This window comes from uncultured Xanthomonas sp. (assembly GCF_964278005.1).
Lineage (GTDB): Bacteria > Pseudomonadota > Gammaproteobacteria > Xanthomonadales > Xanthomonadaceae > Xanthomonas_A > Xanthomonas_A sontii.
Map to the genome: position 1 here is coordinate 326,399 of NZ_CAXYKF010000023.1, position 18,504 is coordinate 344,902.

The following is an 18,504-nucleotide window of genomic DNA, read 5'->3' on the forward strand; positions in this document are numbered from 1 at the left end:
GCGCGCTGCGATAGCCCGCGTCGGAGCGGCTCCAGCCGCGACCGCCGCTTTACCGCCAATGCGTGTCGCAGCCTGAAGGTCGACGCCTACGCCGCATCCAGCGGCGCGCCGCCGCCGAGGATCACGCCGATATTGCGCTCGATCCAGTCCACCAGCGCGTGCACATGCGCCGCGGCTTCCTCGCCGAGCGGGGTCAGGTCGTACTCCACGTGCGGCGGCACCACCGGGTAGGCGGTGCGCTGCACCAGGCCGTCCGCTTCCAGCGCCTGCAGGGTCTGCGACAGCATCTTCTCGCTGACCCCTTCCAGGCTGCGGCGCAGATCGCCGAAGCGATGGGTGCCCTTGCGCAGCGCCACCAGCACCAGCACGCCCCAGCGGCTGGTGACGTGGCTGAGCACGGCCCGGGACGGGCAGTTCTGCGCGAACACCTGGCCGCGCAGCTGGGTCGTGTCCGCGCAGCCGCGCGGTGCTTCGTCGAGAGGTTCGGAGAGGACGCTGGCCAAGCGGTGCACCTGTCTGTGGGGGAGGGCGCCCCGATCATACGGGTCGCGCCGGGTGCTTCGCTGAGCGAAGGATGATCGTGGTGCCGGTGCAGACCACGCGCGGTGCGGCGGCGTGGCGGCGTTGGATGGTCGCAGTAAGGGGCCTGATGTGGCCCGAACGGCACACGGGCGCGCGGCGCGCGCCGGCCCAGCGCAATGCGGATCGGGTCGTCCGCGTCGCAGCCGGCTGCGACGGGAACCGCTTCAGGGCTTGTTCGGCACTTCGAAGCCGAGCTTGCCGACCTGGTCGCGGCGCTGCGCCACGCGCTTGAGCTTGTCGATGTTGACCCCGTACTGGTGGTCCAGCTTGTCGACCAGTTCGCGGTACTGCTTGTGGCTCATGTTCGGTGAGCGCGCGAACACCCAGGCCAGATCGCGGCCCGGATAGTCGATCAGCGCCCAGGAATAGTCCGGCGCCACTTCCAGGATGCGGTACTTGGTGGGCACCATTCTGAAGAACCAGGTGGTCCAGCGGCGGTTGCCGGTGCCTTCCTTGACCGTGGCGCGCGAGTTGAGCTCCTTGACCGGCTCGTCGAAGCCGTTGCGGTACTCGTAGCGCACCGCGATCTTGCCGTCTTCCTTGAGGGTGTACTCGTCGCTGCTGGCGACGTGGCCGCGCTCGGCGAAGTACGGGATGTGGGCGATCACGTACCAGCGGCCCATGAAGCGCTGCAGGTCGATCGGCGGCTGCGCAGGCTCCTGCTCCGGGTCCGGCGCCTTGGCCCGGGCCGTCGGCAACGGGACGGCCATGCCCAGCAGCAGCACGGAAGCGAACAGGGAGAGCAGGCGCATAGGAGATTCCGGGGCGAAGGGCGAACGCCGGTGAAGTATGCGCGTGCGCCATGTCAATGGTGCGTCGCAGCCCCTGAGATGTCGCGGCGGCAACCTGCGCGCCTCGACTTCCAGGAGCTGCCGTCATGCCGATCGTTCCGTCCTCCCCGCGCACCCACGTCCCGCACCCGGGCCTGCGCCGCCTGCTGCGCCAGGCGATCCTGGCCGGGCTGGCCCTGGTCCTGGTATGGCCGGCCGCGCGCGGCCACAGCGAGTGGCTGGGCTGGCGGCCGCTGTGGTTGCTGGGCATGCCGCTGAGCGCCTGGTGGGCCTTGCACCGCTTCCCGCTGCCGCCGTTGCGGCGCCTGTGGGGACAGTGGCGGGCACGCCCGCGGGTGCAGGCGCGGCGGCGCCGGCCGGCGCTGCGGACCGCGCGCCCGGCCTGACCTTCGGCAGGGGAGGGCGGCGATGCTGCGTGCTACGGTGCGGCGCTGTCCTTCCACGGATCCGAACATGTCCTCACTCGCACACGCCTGCCTGATCGCCGGCCTGCTCGCCGCCGGCACCGCCGCGGCCAAGGAAACCGCGATGCCCCAAGACCCCTACGCCTGGCTCGAAGACGTCACCGGCACCAAGGCGCTGGACTGGGTCAAGGCGCAGAACGCCAAGACCGAGGCGCGGCTGGCCGAGACCCCCGCCTTCAAGGCCCGCGAGGCCGGCATCCGCGAGGTGCTGGATTCCGACGCCAAGATCCCGGCCGTGCAGAAGATCGGTCCGTACTACTACAACCTGTGGAAGGACCGCGCCCACGAGCGCGGCCTGTGGCGCCGCACCACGCTCGATGAGTACCGCAAGCCCGAGCCGAAGTGGGAGACGGTGCTGGACCTGGACGCGCTGAACAAGGCCGAGGGCGAGAACTGGGTGTGGCATGGCGCCAACTGCCTGCGCCCGGAGTACCGCCGCTGCCTGATCGCGCTGTCGCGCGGTGGCGCCGACGCCGACGTCACCCGCGAGTTCGACCTGAGCACCAAGCAGTGGATCAAGGACGGCTTCTTCCGTCCCGAGGCCAAGGGCGGGCTGAGCTGGATCGATGCCGACACCGTCTACCTGTACACCGACTTCGGCCCCGGCTCGCTGACCAGCTCCGGCTACCCGCGCATCGTCAAGCAGTGGAAGCGCGGCACCCCGATGACCAGCGCCACCCTGGTCTACGAGGGCAAGCCGGACGACATGTACATCGCCGCGATGCACGACGATACGCCCGGCTACGAGCGCGATTTCGTCAGTCGCACGCTGGCGTTCTACAACGACGAGATGTACCTGCGCGGCGCCGACGGCCGCCTGACCAAGATCGACGTGCCCAACTCGGCCAACAAGGGCGTGCACCGCCAGTGGCTGACCCTGGAACTGCGCGATCCGTGGACGGTGGGCGGCACGACCTACCCGGCCGGTGCGCTGCTGGTGACCAGGTTCGACGACTTCATGGCCGGCAAGCGCGACTTCCAGGTGCTGTTCACGCCCACCGAGACCGCGTCGCTGGCGTCCTTCGCCTGGACCAAGTCGCGGTTGGTGCTGAACGTGCTCGACGACGTCAAGAGCCGCCTGTGGGTGCTGACCCCGGGCGAGGGCGAATGGGCGCGTGCGGCGTTCCCGGTCGGCGACCTGGCCTTCGGCAGCACCAGCGTCGATGCGGTCGATGCCGACGAGAACGACCAGGTGTGGCTGACTTCCACCGACTTCCTGACCCCGACCACGCTGATGCTGGCCGACGTGCAGCGCGGGCCGAAGAGCATCGAGACGCTGAAGGCGATGCCGAGCTTCTTCGACGCGTCCAAGGACGAGATCGAGCAGCACTTCGCGGTGTCCAAGGACGGCACCAAGGTGCCGTACTTCCTGGTCCGGCCCAAGCAGCTCAAGGCCGACGGCAGCGCGCCGACCCTGCTGTACGCCTACGGCGGCTTCGAGATCTCGATGACCCCGTTCTACTCCGGCAGCCTGGGCCGCGCCTGGCTCGACCAGGGTGGCGTGTACGCGCTGGCCAACATCCGCGGCGGCGGCGAGTACGGTCCGCGCTGGCACCAGGCGGCGCTGAAGCAGAACCGGCACAAGGCCTACGAGGACATGGCGGCGGTGGCGCAGGACCTGGTCGCGCGCAAGATCACCTCGGCCAAGCACCTGGGCGTGCAGGGCGGCAGCAACGGCGGGCTGATGGCCGGCAACATGCTGATGCAGTATCCGCAGCTGTTCGGCGCGGTGGTGGTGCAGGTGCCGCTGCTGGACATGAAGCGCTACAGTCACCTGCTGGCCGGCGCCTCGTGGATGGCCGAGTACGGCAACCCGGACACCGACGACTGGAAGTTCATCCAGACCTTCTCGCCGTATCACCTGTTCGATCCGAAGAAGACCTATCCGCCGGTGATCTTCCTGACCTCGACCCGCGACGACCGCGTGCACCCGGGCCATGCGCGGAAGATGGCGGCGAAGATGATCGACGCCGGCAAGGACGTGACCTACTACGAGAACATCGAAGGCGGTCATGGCGGCGCGGCCAACAACGCGCAGGCGGCGCACATGCAGGCGCTGGCGTACAGCTTCCTGTGGGAGCGGCTCTCCAAGTGAGTGGTGTGGTCCGCGTCCCGGCTGGGGCGCGGACCATCTCCTGGCCTGGCGCGCCATCCAATGAGCGGTCGAGCCTGCGCGCAATGCGTCGCGTTGCGTCACGATCGCGCCGGCATTGTCCGCGTTCTCAAGGTGATCTCAGGTCGTCGCCGCAGCGGGTGTTCAGGCCCCGTCGGCCAACGACTTGACCAGAGTCAGCGAACGGACTTCATAACCCAGTTCTTCGTAAACGTGCAGTGCGTGGGTGTTGAAGGCCCAGACATTCAGGCGCATTTCGACACCGCCGCGCAGCGCCACCCACTCGTGCGCACGCTGCATCAGCGCCGGGCCGATCCCCTGGCCGCGATGGCGTTGGGTGATGCCCACGCTGCCCACCCGGCCGAAGCGCATGGGCTGCAGCAGTGAGTGCGATTCCGACACCATGCCGACCGTGACGAAACCGACGAGGACGCCTTGCGCTTCGGCGACGATGGTGGTGGCATTGTCCTGGCCGATGCTGCGCTTCCAGTGCGCCACGTCGCGGTCCGCCTCGCCCGGGCCGGCGAAGATGTGGGGAAACGCGTCATGGTGGACAGCGTTCACTTCCTCGCCGAGCGCGCAGATGGCAGTCAGATCGGATTCGATGGCTTCGCGATAGATGAGCAAGGCTGGCTTCACTCGCGTCTCCCCCGCCGCTGGTCGCCTCAGCGCGCCCAGCGCCCCAGCCCACGCGCGATCCGCGCCACCGCCTCCTGCAGTCGTGGCAGGCTCTGGGTATAGGCGATGCGCACATGCTGGCGGGCGCGATGGCGGCCGAAATCCACGCCCGGAGTGAACGCGACGTGCTCGCTCTCCAGGAAGTGCGCGCAGAACGCCTGCGCATCGTCGGTGAAATCGGACACGTCGGCGTACAGGTAGAACGCGCCCTCCGGCTCGACGTCGATGCGGAAGCCGAGCGCGCGCAGCGCCGGCAGCAGGTAGTCGCGGCGCTGCGCGAACTCGGCGCGGCGCGCTTCCAGGATCTGCAGCGTTTCCGGCAGGAAGCAGGCCAGCGCCGCGTGCTGGGCGATGCTGGGCGCGCTGATGTACAGGTTCTGCGCCAGCTTCTCCAGCGACGGCACTGCCGCGCGCGGCGCCACCAGCCAGCCGAGGCGCCAGCCGGTCATGCCGAAGTACTTGGAGAAACTGTTGAGCACGTAGGCGTCATCGTCGACTTCCAGCACGCTGGGCGCGTCGATGCCGTAGCTGAGGCCGTGGTAGATCTCGTCCACCACCAGGTGCCCGCCGCGGGCGTGCAGCGTCTGCGACAGCGCGGCCAGTTCGGCGCGCGACAGCACGGTGCCGGTGGGATTGGCCGGCGACGCCACCAGCGCGCCGACGCTGCCCGCGTTCCAGTGCCGCTGCAGCAGCTCCGGGGTCAGTTGGTAGCGGCTGTCCGGGCCGACCGGCACCAGCTGCGCGGCACCTTCGACCAGGCGCAGAAAGTGGCGGTTGCACGGGTAGCCGGGGTCGGCCATCAGCCAGTGGCGGCCCGGATCGACCAGCAGCGCGCTGGCCAGCAGCAGCGCGCCGGAGCCGCCGGGGGTGATCAGGATGCGCGCCGGGTCCAGGTCGACGTCGTGGCGCTGCCGGTAGAAGTCCGCCAGCGCCTGGCGCAGGGCCGGCAGGCCGCGCGCAGCGGTGTAGCGGGTATGGCCGGCAGCCAGCGCGGCCTGGCCGGCGGCGACGATCGGCGCGGCGGTGGTGAAATCCGGCTCGCCGATTTCCAGGTGGATCACGTCGTGGCCGGCCTGTTCCAGTTCGTTGGCGCGGGCCAGCAAGGCCATCACGTGGAAGGGTTCGATCTCGCGGCTGCGCCGGCTGTAGCCGGGGGCGGCGGGCGAGGCGCTGAGGGTGTCGCGAGGATGGGAAGCCATGCGGCCGATGATAGAGGAGCGTGTTCCCGAGCGTGTTAGCCGCGTCCAGTCGGCGAGGTCCGGCAGATTGCGCGGTGGCGGTGGCGGCGTGACCCGAGATGGGCGCTGGGCCTGGGCGAATCGGGCGTGGGTCGGGGCCGTGCACCCCCGTGCATCTGGCGTTGCTTTCCTGGTGATTGGTCGTGTGCGGTGCGATGCGGCGCCATTCGGCTTCGCTGGCCACGGCTGCCCGCCGCGATGCCATTGCGGCACCACGGCTCGCCGATTGCCCTGCGTCGCAGGCTGCACTGCCTCGGCACGCTTGCCACGGCGCAGCGTTGCAGGGAGACTCGGCCGGCACTGCGCGGCGCCCGCCCGCTGCCGCCGCCCGGCCAAGGCGGCGCGTCCCGTTGCGTTACCGCCGCCGGAGCCCCATTAGATGCCTCACCGCCCCTTGCTAGCGAGCCTTGTCCTGCTCATGACCGCCTCCTTCGCTTCCTCCGCCTCCGCCGCCGCGGCCACCCCGCCGCATCCGGCCAAGCAGCCGCACGCGGTCAAGGCGCCGTTCGGCGCCGTTCGCCAGGACGCCTACTACTGGCTGCGCGACGACGCGCGCAAGAACCCGCAGATGCTGGCCTATCTCAATGCCGAGAACGCCTACGCGGATCAGGTGCTGAAGCCGCTGCAGCCGCTGGAAGACCGGCTGTACGAGGAGATCGTCGGGCGCATCAAGCAGGACGACAGCAGCGTGCCGTACCGCGAGCGCGGCTACTGGTATTACACCCGCTACGAGAGCGGCAAGGACTACCCGATCCAGGCGCGCCGCAAGGGCAGCATGGAGGCACCGGAGGAGATCCTGCTCGATGTCAACGCCATGGCCGCCGGCAAGGGATATTTCAGCGTCGGCGACGCGGCGGTCAGTCAGGACAACCGCATTCTCGCCTGGACCGAGGACGACGTCGGTCGCCGCCAGTACGTGGTGCGCTTCAAGAACCTGGACACCGGCGAGGTCTATGCCGACCGCATTCCCGGCGTGTCGCCGGACGTGGTCTGGGCCGACGACAACAAGACCCTGTTCTACGTCGAGAACGACCCGGAGACGCTGCTGACCGTGCGGGTCAAGAAGCACGTGCTGGGCACTCCGGCGGCGCAGGACGCGCTGGTGTACGAGGAAAAGGACGACAGCTTCTACATGGGCGTGGGCCGCACCCGCGACGACAAGTACATCGTCATCGGCGTCGAAAGCACCGTGTCCTCCGAGCAGCGCTATGCGCCGGCTGCCGATCCGCAGCGCTTCACCGTGCTGGCGCCGCGCGAGCGCGACGTCGAGTACCACGCCGATCACTTCGACGGCCGCTGGGTGATCCGCACCAACTGGAAGGCCAAGAACTACGCGCTGATGACCGCGCCCGACGGCGCCACCTCGCGCGACCAGTGGCAGAGCTGGCTGCCCTACGACGAAAAGGTGTTCATCGACGGCTTCGAACTGTTCGACGGCTTCACCGCCATCGCCGAGCGCTCCGACGGCCTGGAGCGGATCCGTCTGCACTTCGCCGACGGCAAGGAGGAGTACGTCAAGGCCGACGAGCCGGCGTATTCGATGGGCCTGTCGATCAATGCCGAGCCGGACACGCCGTGGCTGCGCTACAGCTACACCTCGCTGACCACCCCGGCCACCACCTACGAACTCAACACCCGCACCGGCGAGCGCAAGCTGCTCAAGCAGCAGCCGGTGATCGGCTACGACGCCAGCAAGTACCAGACCGAACGCGTCTGGGTGACCGCGCGCGACGGGGTCAAGGTGCCGGTGTCGCTGGTCTACAAGAAGGGCTTCAAGAAGGACGGCAGCGCCGCGCTGTACCAGTACGCCTACGGCAGCTACGGCATGTCCACCGATCCGGCGTTCAACCTGCCGGTGGTGAGCCTGCTCGACCGTGGCGTGGTCTACGCCATCGCGCACATCCGCGGCGGCCAGGAAATGGGTCGCGACTGGTACGACCAGGGCAAGCTGCTGCACAAGAAGAACACCTTCAACGACTTCATCGACGTCACCCGCGGGCTGGTGCAGCAGGGCTACGCCGCCCCGGATCGGGTCGCCGCGGCCGGCGGCAGCGCCGGCGGCCTGCTGATGGGCGCGGTGGCGAACATGGCGCCCAAGGACTACCGCGTGCTGGTGGCGCAGGTGCCGTTCGTGGACGTGGTCACCACCATGCTCGACCCGAGCATCCCGCTGACCACCAACGAGTACGACGAGTGGGGCAATCCCGAGCAGAAGGCGTACTACGACTACATGCTCAGCTACTCGCCCTACGACAACGTCAGCCGCCAGGCCTACCCGGCGATGTACGTCGGCACCGGCCTGTGGGACTCGCAGGTGCAGTACTGGGAACCGGCCAAGTGGGTGGCCAAGCTGCGCGAGAACGACACCGGCAGCCAGCCGATCGTGTTCCGCGTCAACATGGATGCCGGCCACGGCGGCAAGTCCGGCCGCTTCCGTCGCTACCGCGAAATGGCCGAGTCCTATGCCTTCATGCTGGACCAGCTGGGCGTGGAGCAGCCGGCCAAGTGAGGGCCGTACGCATCGGCCGGCCTGCGGGCTGGCCGATGCGCAGGTGGGGCGGCTGGCGTGAGGCTGGCCCATCCCGATGTTTGGTTGGATGGCGGATGGCCCGTGGCTTCACGCGTCGCGGCTGAAGCCGCTCCCACAGTGAGCATGCCGGCCGAGTCGGACCTGAAGGGTCGATGGCCTTTGCGCCATGCCATGCAGCAGCGCTGACGGCTTGGCAATGCCTTGTGGGAGGGACTTGGGTCCCGACTGCAAAGAGTCGGACGCACCGGTGGCTTCTTCCATCGCGGCCGAAGCGGCTCCCACAGCCGCTGCCGCACGGCTACCTCGGTTGCGTCGACAGACGGTCGCCACCTGCCCGTGCCAGCGCAGGCTTATCATGCCTGCCATGCGCACGCACTCCCGTTTCCGCTGGGCCTGGTGGCTGCTGGCCTATGCCAGCCTGGCGACCGGCATCGTCGGCATCTTCGTGCCGGGCTTGCCGACCACGGTGTTCGTGCTGATCGCCGCTTACGCCGCCGCGCGCGGTTCGCCGCGGCTGCGCCGGCGTCTGCTGCGCGATCCGCGTTTCGGCCGCAGCATCCGCGACTGGGAACGGCATGGCGCGGTCAGCCGCCGCGGCAAGTGGATGGCGACGCTGACCATGGCCGCGTGCGCGCTGGTGCTGCTGCTGTTCGTGCACCGGCTGTGGGTGCAGGTGCTGGCGATCGGCTGCATGAGCGCGGTGGCGCTATGGTTGTGGTGGCGGCCGGAACCGCCGCGCGCGTGAGCGCGCCGCGTCACGCGACCGCGGCACAGCCGGTTCATGCCGGTGTGGCTATACTCGGCGCATGAGCACATCGTCCTCTTCTCCGATCCGTCTCGTTCTCTCCGCCGCTGCGTTGCTGGCCCTGGCCGGTTGCGGCAACAAGGGGCCGCTGGTGATGCCGCAGAAGCCGGTGCCGGTGGAAGCCGCGCCCGCCACGCCCGCGCCGGATGCGACGCCGCCGGCGACCACCGATCCCGCCGGGCAGGCGCAGCCGGTGGATGGGCAGCGCCCGCCGGCCAACGACACCACCATGCCCACCAATGGGAATGAGTGAGGCCCGCCACGACGCGCGCCTGCGTTTCAGCAAGATGCAGGGCGCGGGCAACGATTTCGTGGTGCTCGACCTGCGCGACGGCACCCCGCCGCCGGACGCCGCACTGGCGGTGCGCCTGGCCGACCGCCACTTCGGCGTCGGCTGCGATCAGATCCTGACCATCGAACCGCCGCGCGACGCCGCGGCGGTCGCCAGCTACCGCATCTGGAACACCGACGGCAGCGCCGCCGGGCAATGCGGCAACGGTGCACGCTGCGTCGCGGCCTGGCTGGTGCGCGACGGCAGTGCGCCGGCCGCGGACGATTTCGTCATCGAAAGCCCCGCCGGCAGTCACCACATCACCCGCAGCGCCACCGGCGAATTCGCCGTGGCGATGGGCGTGCCGCGCTTCGCGCCGGAGGACGTGCCGCTGGTCGGCTTCCCGCGTGCGCGCGACGAATACGTGCTGCCGCTGCAGGGCGGCAGCGTGCGCTTCGGCGCGGTGTCGATGGGCAACCCGCACGCGGTGCTGGAAGTGGGCCTGGTCGATGCGGCACCGGTGGAACGCCTGGGTCCGTTGCTGCAGCAGCACGCCTCGTTCCCGGATTCGGTCAACGTCGGCTTCGTGCAGGTGATCGACCGCGGCCACCTGCGCCTGCGCGTGTACGAGCGCGGCGTCGGCGAGACCCTGGCCTGCGGCAGCGGCGCCTGCGCGGCGGCCGCGGTGATGATGCAGCGCGGCCGGCTGGAGCGCGACGTGCGCGTCAGCCTGCCGGGCGGCGAACTGCGCGTGCAATGGCCGGAAGACACCGCATCGGTGGTGATGTCCGGGCCGGCGACGTTCGTCTTCGATGGAGAATGGATCCGATGAGCGACAGCCAGGACAAGATCGGTGCGCACGAGGTGGCGGCGTGGCTGCGGCGCCATCCCGGCTTCCTCAAACAGTTTCCCGATCTGGCGCTGACCCTGGTGGTACCGCGCGACGACGGTCCCACCGCGTCGCTGGCCAGCTACCAGCTGGAAGTGCTGCGCGACAAGAACCGCGAACTGTCGCGGCGGCTGGCCGACCTGGCCGCCAATGCGCAGGTCAACGAGCGGCTGGCGGTGCGTACCCACCAGTTGACCCTGGCGCTGATGCGCCAGCGCAGCGCCGCCGACAGCGTGCGCGCGATGGCCGCGTCGCTGCAGGAGGATTTCCAGGGCGACCTGGTCAGCATCGTGCTGCTGCAGCCCTTGCCCGGCCTGGAGCAGGCGCCGTGGCTGCAGGTGCTGGCGGCCGACGATCCGCGGCTGGCGCCGTTCCGCGATTGCCTGAAGGACGGCGAGCCGATCTGCGGCCGCCTGCAACCGGAAAAGCAGGCGCTGCTGTACGGCGAGCGCGTGGACGAAGTGCAATCCACCGCGCTGCTGCCGCTGCCCGGCCTGGGCCTGATCGCGGTCGGCAGCCGCGACCCGAACCGGTTCTATCCCGGCATGGGCACCTTGTTCCTGCGCATGATGGGCGAGGCGCTGGCGGTGGCGTTGCAGCGATGAGTGGGGCCGGGACTCGGGATCCGGGACCCGGGACCCGGGACAGCACCGGAACCGGCGCTGCCGATCACCAGGCCGGGCAGGGCACTGCTGTCATCGCGAGCGAGGCCACGTCTCCCGGGTCCCGGGTCCCGGGTCCCGCGTCCCGGTTCCTCGCCTACCTGCAGGTCGAGCGGCGCATGTCCGCGCATACCCTGGACGCGTACCGCCGCGACCTGGCGGCGCTGGAGGCGTGGGCGGCCGCCAACCTGCTTGGCGAACCGGCCGCGCTGGATGCCGCGCAATTGCGCAACTTCATCGCCGCCGAGCACCGCCGCGGGCTGTCGCCCAAGAGCCTGCAGCGGCGGTTGTCGGCGTGCCGCAGCTTCTATGCGTGGCTGCTCAAGCACGGCCACATCGCCACCAGCCCGGCCGCGTCACTGCGCGCGCCGAAGGCGCCGCGCAAGCTGCCGCAGGTGCTCGACGCCGACGAGGCGGTGCGCCTGGTCGAAGTGCCGACCGATGCGCCGCTGGGCCTGCGCGACCGCGCGCTGCTGGAGCTGTTCTATTCCTCCGGCCTGCGCCTGAGCGAACTGTGCGCGCTGCGCTGGCGCGATCTGGATTTCGTCGCCGGCATGGTCAGCGTGCTGGGCAAGGGCAACAAGCAGCGGCTGGTGCCGGTCGGCTCGCACGCGCGCGCCGCGTTGCTGGCGTGGCGCGAGGAAAGCCGGGGCGAGGCTGCCGCGCCGGTGTTCCCGGGCCGGGGCGGGGCGCCGATCGGCGCGCGCGCGGTGCAGATCCGCATCAAGCAACTGGCCGGGCGCCAGGGCCTGTTCAAGCATGTGCATCCGCACATGCTGCGGCACAGTTTCGCCAGCCACATCCTGGAATCCTCCGGCGACCTGCGCGGCGTGCAGGAACTGCTCGGCCATGCCGACATCGCCACCACGCAGATCTACACGCATCTGGACTTCCAGCACCTGGCCAAGGTCTACGACGCATCGCACCCGCGGGCCAAGCGCAAGTCCTGAGCGCTGCATCGCGACCGCACGGTTGCCATCGCACCCGCGCTTGTTCTGGATCAAGGCGAGTCGGCAAAGGCGGGAGGACACTGTCCTCCCACGTTGCGAGGGCTCACCGATGGCCAACCCCTTTCCGCTGGCGCCGCGCCGCCCCGAACGGCTGTGCTGGGGCTGCGACCGCGATTGCGCGGCACACGACCTGGCCTGCGGCAACGGCGCCGGGCGCACCCTGCATCCGATCGAAATCCAGGGCGGGGACTGGTACGCCGCGTGGGGTATCGCTGCCGATCCGGCACGGCCGGCGCATGCCCGGCTCGGCGACGCTTGAACCGCGCGCCGCCAGCCCCCACACCTGAGTCATCGCTCCGGAGGCCGCATGGATCCCAGTCAGAACCCCAATGTTTTCCACGCCACCACGATCCTGTCGGTGCGCCGCGATGGTCGCGTCGCCGTGGCCGGCGATGGCCAGGTGACCCTGGGTCACACCGTGATGAAGGGCAATGCGCGCAAGGTGCGCCGGCTCGGCCGCGAGGGCCAGGTGCTGGCCGGCTTCGCCGGCGCCGCCGCCGATGCGTTCACCCTGTTCGAACTGTTCGAGGCCAAGCTGGAGAAGCACGGCCAGCTGACCCGCGCCGCGGTGGAACTGGCCAAGGATTGGCGCACCGAGCGCCGCCTCGGCAAGCTCGAGGCGCTGCTGGCGGTCGCCGACAAGGAAACCTCGCTGATCATCAGCGGCACCGGCGATGTGATCGAACCGGAGGACGGCATCATCGCCATCGGCTCCGGCGGCTCCTATGCCCTGTCGGCGGCGCGCGCGCTGCTCGGCCACACCACGCTGGACGCACGCACCATCGCCGTCGAAGCGCTGAACATCGCCGGCGATATCTGCATCTACACCAATCGCAACGTGGTGGTGGAAGAGCTGTGAATCGGGAATGGGGACTGGGGAATCGCAACAGCGGTTCCCGTCTCCGTCACCGATGACGCCTGCTTTTCCCATTCCCGATTCTCCATTCCCGATTCCCTCTTCGATTTCCCGACCATGACCGATACCCATAGCACCATGACCCCGCGCGAGATCGTGCAGGAGCTGGACCGCCACATCGTCGGCCAGCACGAGGCCAAGCGCGCGGTGGCGATCGCGCTGCGCAACCGCTGGCGGCGCATGCAGTTGCCCGATGCGCTGCGCAACGAAGTGATGCCGAAGAACATCCTGATGATCGGCCCCACCGGCGTCGGCAAGACCGAGATCGCGCGGCGCCTGGCGACGCTGGCCAATGCGCCGTTCGTCAAGGTCGAGGCCACGCGCTTCACCGAGGTCGGCTACGTCGGCAAGGATGTGGAGCAGATCGTGCGCGACCTGGCCGACACCGCGGTCAAGCTGTACCGCGAGCAGGCCAAGACCCGCGTGCGCACGCAGGCCGAGGAGCGCGCCGAAGACCGCATCCTCGATGCGCTGCTGCCGCGGCGCAGCGCCGGCATCGGCTTCGATCCGGAAGCCGCACGCAACGAGCCCTCGGCGCAGGACAGCGACACCCGCAGCAAGTTCCGGCGCATGCTGCGTGCCGGCGAACTGGACGAGCGCGAGATCGAACTGGATGTCGCGGTCAACGTCAGCATGGACATCATGACCCCGCCGGGCATGGAGGAAATGGGCCAGCAGTTGCGGCAGATGTTCTCCAACCTCGGTGGCGGCAAGTCGCAGTCGCGCAAGCTGACCATCAAGGCGGCGCGGCCGCTGCTGATCGAGGAAGAGGCGGGCAAGCTGGTCAACGAGGACGATGTGCGCGCCGCGGCGATCGAGGCCTGCGAACAGCACGGCATCGTGTTCATCGACGAGATCGACAAGGTGGCCAAGCGCAGCGAGGCCGGCACCACCGGCGGCGACGTCTCGCGCGAAGGCGTGCAGCGCGATCTGCTGCCGCTGGTGGAAGGTTCCAACGTCAGCACCAAGTACGGCACGGTCAAGACCGACCACATCCTGTTCATCGCCTCCGGTGCGTTCCACCTCGCCAAGCCCAGCGACCTGATCCCGGAGCTGCAGGGCCGCTTCCCGATCCGCGTGGAACTGTCGGCGCTGTCGAAGGACGACTTCATCCGCATCCTCACCGAGCCGAAGGCGGCGCTGACCAAGCAGTACGAAGCGCTGTTGCTGACCGAGGGCGTGAGCCTGCGCTTCACCGACGAGGCCATCGCGCGCCTGGCGGAGATCGCGTTCCTGGTCAACGAGCGCCAGGAGAACATCGGCGCGCGGCGCCTGCACACCGTGCTCGAGCGCCTGCTCGACACGCTGAGCTACGAAGCCCCGGACCGCGACGGTCAGAGCGTCACCGTGGACGCGGCCTATGTCGATGCGCACCTGGGCGAGCTGGTGCAGGACCCGGATCTGAGCCGGTACATCCTGTAGTTCCGGGTCGACGCACGCCCGCGATGCGTTCCCCTTTGTGGGAGTCAACTGTCATGCAACCACGACGAACTGCGTAGGCGGACGATCTGGCCTCGGAAGCCGTCGTGCCTGATCCCACAAAAGGGGACGAAGGTCCCTCCCGCATCGCGCCCGGACAGCGATCACCACGAGTCCGTGTGGGAGTCGCGGTCGCTTGGCTTTGGCTCTTGCCCTTGCCCTTGCTTTTGACTTACTGGGTTCCCTTCCGAAGCGGCGGCCATCGCGGGGAAAAACCCGAAGGGCGGCGCACAGGGATGTGCGCCGTCCGCGGCAGGGGCAGGATGCCCCTTCCGCGGATCCGCGTGATGGACGCGGACCCGGAGCGCGTTAGCGCGGAGGGCGCGAGGCAGGGCGCGCTTTCTTTTGGTTACCTTTTCTTTGCGCGAGCAAAGAAAAGTAACTCGCCCGTATGGGCGAAAGCCTTTGCTTTCGCTTGAGATTTGCGTGTCGGACGAAAAGAAGAACCGTAGACATAACGCCATCAGGGCTCCATGTCCAGATACAAGGAGCGACTTCCGTCGTGACGGGACTTGCCGGTAAGGCCTCGTCGCGACTGGGATCCCACAAAAGGGGACGAGAATCGCTCCGACAGGAGAGCGTGCCGCAGGCCGGGGTATGTTTCCCGCAGCGCCAAGACGGCGTGGGCGATCCCGGCCACCCCCGCCGCGTTCAATACAGTGGCGTGCCCGCCTTGTACGCGGCCACGAACGACTGCCAGTCCAGTTGCACCTGCGCGGCGTAGTCGAACGCGAACTGGCGCAGTTCCGATTTCAGCCCGCTCTTGCTGCTGGCCGCCTGGTCGATCTGCTTGTCGATGCTGTAGGGCACCACGTTCGGGTCGTAGTCCTGGTCGGCCAGCGCATGCGCCGAGGCCAGGGCCTGACCCAGGTAGGTGGCGGCGGTGGCGAGCTTGCCGGCGCTGTCCAGCGCGGTCGGGTCCAGGTCCTGCTGGAACGGGGATTTCTCGTGCACGTAGAACGGGGTGCCGTCGACGCTGGCGTAGCCGACCAGCACGTCGGCGTCGATGGTCTGCGCCTTGGCGGTACGCGCCACCCGCGCGCCCTCGTTGTTGTCGTAGGTGGAGGCCGGCATCTGCGACGGCGCGGCCACGGCGACCACGCTGGCCGCTTCCTGCTTCCACTCCAGGATCACGTCGTCGCTGGTCGACGCGCTCGGGCCTTCGATCAGCACGTACAGGCGCAGGCGGCCGAGGCTGCCGGTGCCCGAGCCCAGCTTCTGGCGCACGTCCTTGATGCTGTAGTAGCTGGCCGCATAACGCTTGGACGCGGCGATCGAGCCGATGTAGCCGTTCATCGCCGCGGCCACCGCCGAGGCGGTGCCGGCGTCCACCGCGACCAGGTTGTCCAGGTTCTGGAACTGGCGCTTGCCGCCGTTGACCACCGTGTACTTGGACAGCAGGCTGCTGCGGCTCTTGCCGTCGGCGCTGTCGATGATCTTGGCCACCGCGCCGCTGGTGTTGCGCTTGCTCAGCTGGAAGCTTTCTTCGGCGTCGCTGCCGCGGAAATCGGCGATCTTGTCCAGGTAGGCGCTGACCATGGTGTCGATGGCGTCGCCGATGTCGCTGTCGGACAGGCCGTTGTCGCGCCCGGCCAGGACCATGCTCGCGGCCAGCCGGCGCAGGTCCCACACGTACTGGCCGAGGTGGCCTTCGTCGAAGTCGGCGACCTTGAACACCGCCTTGCCGCTGCTGTCGCGCGCCGCATCGAAGTTGCCGAGGTGGGTGTCGCCGCCGAGCCAGGTGTAGCCGGTCTGCGGTGAGGTCCACAGCGAACCCGGCAGGGTTTTCATGTCCTGGTAGAAAATGTGGTCGGTGCCGCGGTAGAAGGCGTAGGCGCCGGTGGCCATGGTCGCCATCTTGGTATCCAACTCGGCGCGCTGCGCGGCGTAGGGATGGTTGTAGTCATGGATCTGCTGCACCACCCAGGCGTCGCGCTTGCTCGCCGCGGTCGCGCATCCGGCGCAGGCGGCGAGGGTCAGGCCGATCAGCAGCAACTGCGGCAGGCGGGTGGACATCGCAGGTCTCCAGGCGCGGACGAAGGAACCGGCAGTCGACCACGCCTGCATTGCACGCGGATGAACCTAGAAGTAGCGCAGCCAGTCCAGGTCGCGGCGCCGCGCCTTCAGTCGCGCGAACGCGGCGGTGGGCCAGTACAGGGCCAGACCCAGCAAGGCGGCGATCGCCCACAGCGCGGCCACGCTGTCCACGCCGAACAGGTCGCCCTGGTTGGTGCCCCACAGCGCCAGCGCGGCCAGGTAGCCGAGCTTCAGCACGTACAGGTGCAGCAGGTAGAAGAACATCGGCGCCGCGCCGATCGTCGCCAGCGGCGCCAGGGTACGGGCCACGGCGGGGTGCTCGTACAGGCGCAACAACAGCAGGCCTACGCCCAAGGTCAGCAGCACGAACTGCAGCGACGGCGGGTACTTGGTGACGTTGAAGAAGCTCATTGCGGTATGCGCGAGGTCGTCCTGCGCCTGCCAGGGCGCATCGCCGTAGCCGTTGTGCCAACGCAGCAGGTGGAAGCCGGCCAGCGCGCCCAGCCCCCAGGCCAGCAGGCGCTGCTGGCGCTGCGCCGGCTCGGCGGCGGCGCCGTACCAGGGGCCGGCGGCGTAGCCGAGCGCGATCACCCCGATCCACGGCAGCACCGGGTAGGAGGTGCGCAGGCGCAGCTCGCCCAACTCCAGCCAGCGCCGGTCGTGCAGCACCGCCCAGACCGCCGCGAGCGGGCCGTCGCCCTGCACCTGCACATCGTCCAGCAGGTGGTGGCCGGCGACCAGCGCCGCGCCGAGCAGGGCCAGCGCCGGCCGCGGCAGCCACAGCAGTGCGGCCAGGGCGAGCATGCTCAGGCCGATCGCCCAGATCACCTGCAGGTACAGCGCCTGCGGCGGGAAGGCGCCGCTCCAGGCCAGGTTGACCAGGGTCAGCTCCAGCGCGATCAGGAACAGGCCGCGCTTGAGCAGGAAGCGGGCGGCGGCCGCGCGCCCGTCGGCCTGCCGGGACGCATACAGCCAGGCCGACAGGCCGGTGAGGAACACGAACACCGGCGCGCACAGGTGGGCGAGGGTGCGCGCGACGAACAGCGCCGGCGCCGTGCCCTCCACCTCCATCGGGTCGCCGACCGGGTGGTGCAGGTAGAAGGTCTCGCGCACGTGGTCGAGCAGCATCAGCAGCATCACCGTGCCGCGCAGCAGGTCGATCGGGGCCAGTCGCGCGGCGGGCGTCGCGGGAACGGCGAGGGAGGCGGGCGAAGCGAGGGCAACAGACGGCATGCGGTGCGATCGGTGTTAATTTTGAAACAATATAACACTTGGGCGGTAGAGCCCTTCCCGCCGCTGCTGGCGCTGGGGTACTCAGGCTTGGCCGCGCCGGGGTGCTGGCGCGGCGGCGGCGAGGCTCGGGCGGGGCAAGCCGGCGCGCCAGGTCGGCGTCGCTCGGCATGGCTTGGTGTCGGCCCGTGGGCGCGTCGGCGGGCGTCCTGCCTGGTGCGCCGAGCGCGGCGCCCGCGGCGGGCCTCTCAGTCCTCGCCGATGTCCTCGTTCCACACGTCCGGGTGCGCGGCGATGAAGCCGCCGAGCAGGTCGATGCACTCCTGGCTGTGCAGGTCGATGACCTCCACGCCGCTCTCGCGCAGCCAGTCGATGCCGCCCTGGAAGGTCACCGATTCGCCGACCACCACGGTGCCGATGTTGAACTGCCGCACCAGGCCGCTGCAGTACCAGCAGGGCGCCAGGGTGGTGACCATGATGGTGTCCTTGTAACGGCGCTGGCGCCCGGCCTTGCGGAAGGCGTCGGTCTCGCCATGCACGGACGGGTCGCCTTCCTGCACGCGGCGGTTGTGGCCGCAGCCGAGCAGGCGGCCGTCGCGGTGGTACAGGGCGGCGCCGATCGGGATGCCGCCCTCGGCCAGGCCCTGGCGGGCTTCGGCGATGGCGGTGTCGAGCAGGGCGCGGTAGTCGGGGGTGGTCAGCATGGGATGGCCCGGGGAAAAGGGAGTCGGCCGGCAGTCTGGCGCAGGCAGCCGGCGGCTGTCATCCCGGGCGGCGCTTCACCGGCACGGAGCGTCCGGCAGTGCGAT

The 18,504-nt window shown here is 69.4% G+C and carries 18 protein-coding genes; 11 read left to right on the forward strand and 7 right to left on the reverse strand.

The window, feature by feature from the left end; translation table 11 throughout:
- Positions 1 to 86: 86 nt before the first annotated feature.
- Together ACHWVH_RS15750 and ACHWVH_RS15755 are read right to left on the reverse strand one after the other, a co-directional pair.
- Positions 87 to 503, reverse strand: coding sequence for a helix-turn-helix domain-containing protein (locus ACHWVH_RS15750; protein WP_043094676.1), 417 nt, complete (start codon positions 501 to 503; stop codon positions 87 to 89).
- Positions 504 to 746: 243 nt separating this feature from the next.
- Positions 747 to 1,334 (reverse strand): lipocalin family protein, encoded by a 588-nt coding sequence (locus ACHWVH_RS15755; RefSeq protein ID WP_017912048.1) that lies wholly within the window; start codon positions 1,332 to 1,334, stop codon positions 747 to 749.
- Positions 1,335 to 1,459: 125 nt separating this feature from the next.
- On the opposite strand from ACHWVH_RS15755, the gene ACHWVH_RS15760 reads away from it, so the two are divergent.
- Both ACHWVH_RS15760 and ACHWVH_RS15765 read left to right on the forward strand, forming a co-directional pair.
- Positions 1,460 to 1,759, forward strand: coding sequence for a hypothetical protein (locus tag ACHWVH_RS15760; RefSeq protein WP_267084164.1), 300 nt, complete (start codon positions 1,460 to 1,462; stop codon positions 1,757 to 1,759).
- Between the two features lie 67 nt (positions 1,760 to 1,826).
- Positions 1,827 to 3,932, forward strand: coding sequence for a prolyl oligopeptidase family protein (locus tag ACHWVH_RS15765; protein WP_267121987.1), 2,106 nt, complete (start codon positions 1,827 to 1,829; stop codon positions 3,930 to 3,932).
- Positions 3,933 to 4,094: 162 nt separating this feature from the next.
- Here the strand turns inward: ACHWVH_RS15765 and ACHWVH_RS15770 are convergent, their stop codons facing one another.
- Together ACHWVH_RS15770 and ACHWVH_RS15775 are read right to left on the reverse strand one after the other, a co-directional pair.
- Positions 4,095 to 4,577: a GNAT family N-acetyltransferase gene (locus tag ACHWVH_RS15770; RefSeq protein ID WP_295928436.1), complete on the reverse strand. Its 483-nt coding sequence runs from the start codon at positions 4,575 to 4,577 to the stop codon at positions 4,095 to 4,097.
- 38 nt (positions 4,578 to 4,615) lie between these two features.
- Complete coding sequence (locus tag ACHWVH_RS15775; RefSeq protein WP_394687526.1) at positions 4,616 to 5,827, reverse strand: pyridoxal phosphate-dependent aminotransferase; 1,212 nt, start codon at positions 5,825 to 5,827, stop codon at positions 4,616 to 4,618.
- A 457-nt stretch (positions 5,828 to 6,284) separates the two neighbouring features.
- Between ACHWVH_RS15775 and ACHWVH_RS15780 the strand changes: the two genes are divergently transcribed.
- The 9 genes from ACHWVH_RS15780 to hslU all read left to right on the forward strand — a co-directional run bounded on the left by ACHWVH_RS15780 (position 6,285) and on the right by hslU (position 14,371).
- Positions 6,285 to 8,375: a S9 family peptidase gene (locus ACHWVH_RS15780; protein WP_394687527.1), complete on the forward strand. Its 2,091-nt coding sequence runs from the start codon at positions 6,285 to 6,287 to the stop codon at positions 8,373 to 8,375.
- A gap of 385 nt (positions 8,376 to 8,760) precedes the next feature.
- Entirely contained in the window at positions 8,761 to 9,141 is a 381-nt protein-coding gene (locus ACHWVH_RS15785; RefSeq protein WP_017910007.1) for a YbaN family protein, read from the forward strand.
- A gap of 61 nt (positions 9,142 to 9,202) precedes the next feature.
- On the forward strand, positions 9,203 to 9,454 hold the full coding sequence (locus tag ACHWVH_RS15790) for a lipoprotein (protein ID WP_017914634.1): 252 nt from the start codon (positions 9,203 to 9,205) through the stop codon (positions 9,452 to 9,454).
- Entirely contained in the window at positions 9,447 to 10,304 is an 858-nt protein-coding gene (gene dapF / locus ACHWVH_RS15795; protein WP_394687528.1) for a diaminopimelate epimerase, read from the forward strand. The genes ACHWVH_RS15790 and dapF overlap by 8 nt, the downstream gene beginning before the upstream one ends.
- Positions 10,301 to 10,966 (forward strand): DUF484 family protein, encoded by a 666-nt coding sequence (locus ACHWVH_RS15800; protein WP_026143225.1) that lies wholly within the window; start codon positions 10,301 to 10,303, stop codon positions 10,964 to 10,966. Before dapF ends, ACHWVH_RS15800 begins: the two co-directional genes overlap by 4 nt.
- Before the next feature lie 176 nt (positions 10,967 to 11,142).
- A complete protein-coding gene (gene xerC, locus ACHWVH_RS15805) occupies positions 11,143 to 11,973 on the forward strand; it encodes a tyrosine recombinase XerC (protein WP_394687529.1) in 831 nt (276 codons plus the stop codon).
- A 109-nt stretch (positions 11,974 to 12,082) separates the two neighbouring features.
- Positions 12,083 to 12,292, forward strand: a complete 210-nt coding sequence (locus ACHWVH_RS15810) for a DUF3079 domain-containing protein (RefSeq protein WP_295938807.1) — start codon at positions 12,083 to 12,085, stop codon at positions 12,290 to 12,292.
- A gap of 48 nt (positions 12,293 to 12,340) precedes the next feature.
- Positions 12,341 to 12,892: an ATP-dependent protease subunit HslV gene (hslV, locus tag ACHWVH_RS15815; protein WP_010341232.1), complete on the forward strand. Its 552-nt coding sequence runs from the start codon at positions 12,341 to 12,343 to the stop codon at positions 12,890 to 12,892.
- A 114-nt stretch (positions 12,893 to 13,006) separates the two neighbouring features.
- Positions 13,007 to 14,371, forward strand: coding sequence for an ATP-dependent protease ATPase subunit HslU (gene hslU / locus ACHWVH_RS15820; protein ID WP_295938811.1), 1,365 nt, complete (start codon positions 13,007 to 13,009; stop codon positions 14,369 to 14,371).
- 708 nt (positions 14,372 to 15,079) lie between these two features.
- Here the strand turns inward: hslU and ACHWVH_RS15825 are convergent.
- From ACHWVH_RS15825 to ACHWVH_RS15835, 3 genes are all read right to left on the reverse strand, one after another.
- Positions 15,080 to 16,444, reverse strand: a complete 1,365-nt coding sequence (locus ACHWVH_RS15825) for a DUF2252 domain-containing protein (RefSeq protein WP_295928426.1) — start codon at positions 16,442 to 16,444, stop codon at positions 15,080 to 15,082.
- Positions 16,445 to 16,510: 66 nt separating this feature from the next.
- Positions 16,511 to 17,698: a DUF1624 domain-containing protein gene (locus ACHWVH_RS15830; RefSeq protein ID WP_394687530.1), complete on the reverse strand. Its 1,188-nt coding sequence runs from the start codon at positions 17,696 to 17,698 to the stop codon at positions 16,511 to 16,513.
- A 245-nt stretch (positions 17,699 to 17,943) separates the two neighbouring features.
- Positions 17,944 to 18,399: a nucleoside deaminase gene (locus ACHWVH_RS15835; RefSeq protein ID WP_010341927.1), complete on the reverse strand. Its 456-nt coding sequence runs from the start codon at positions 18,397 to 18,399 to the stop codon at positions 17,944 to 17,946.
- Positions 18,400 to 18,504 lie beyond the last annotated feature (105 nt).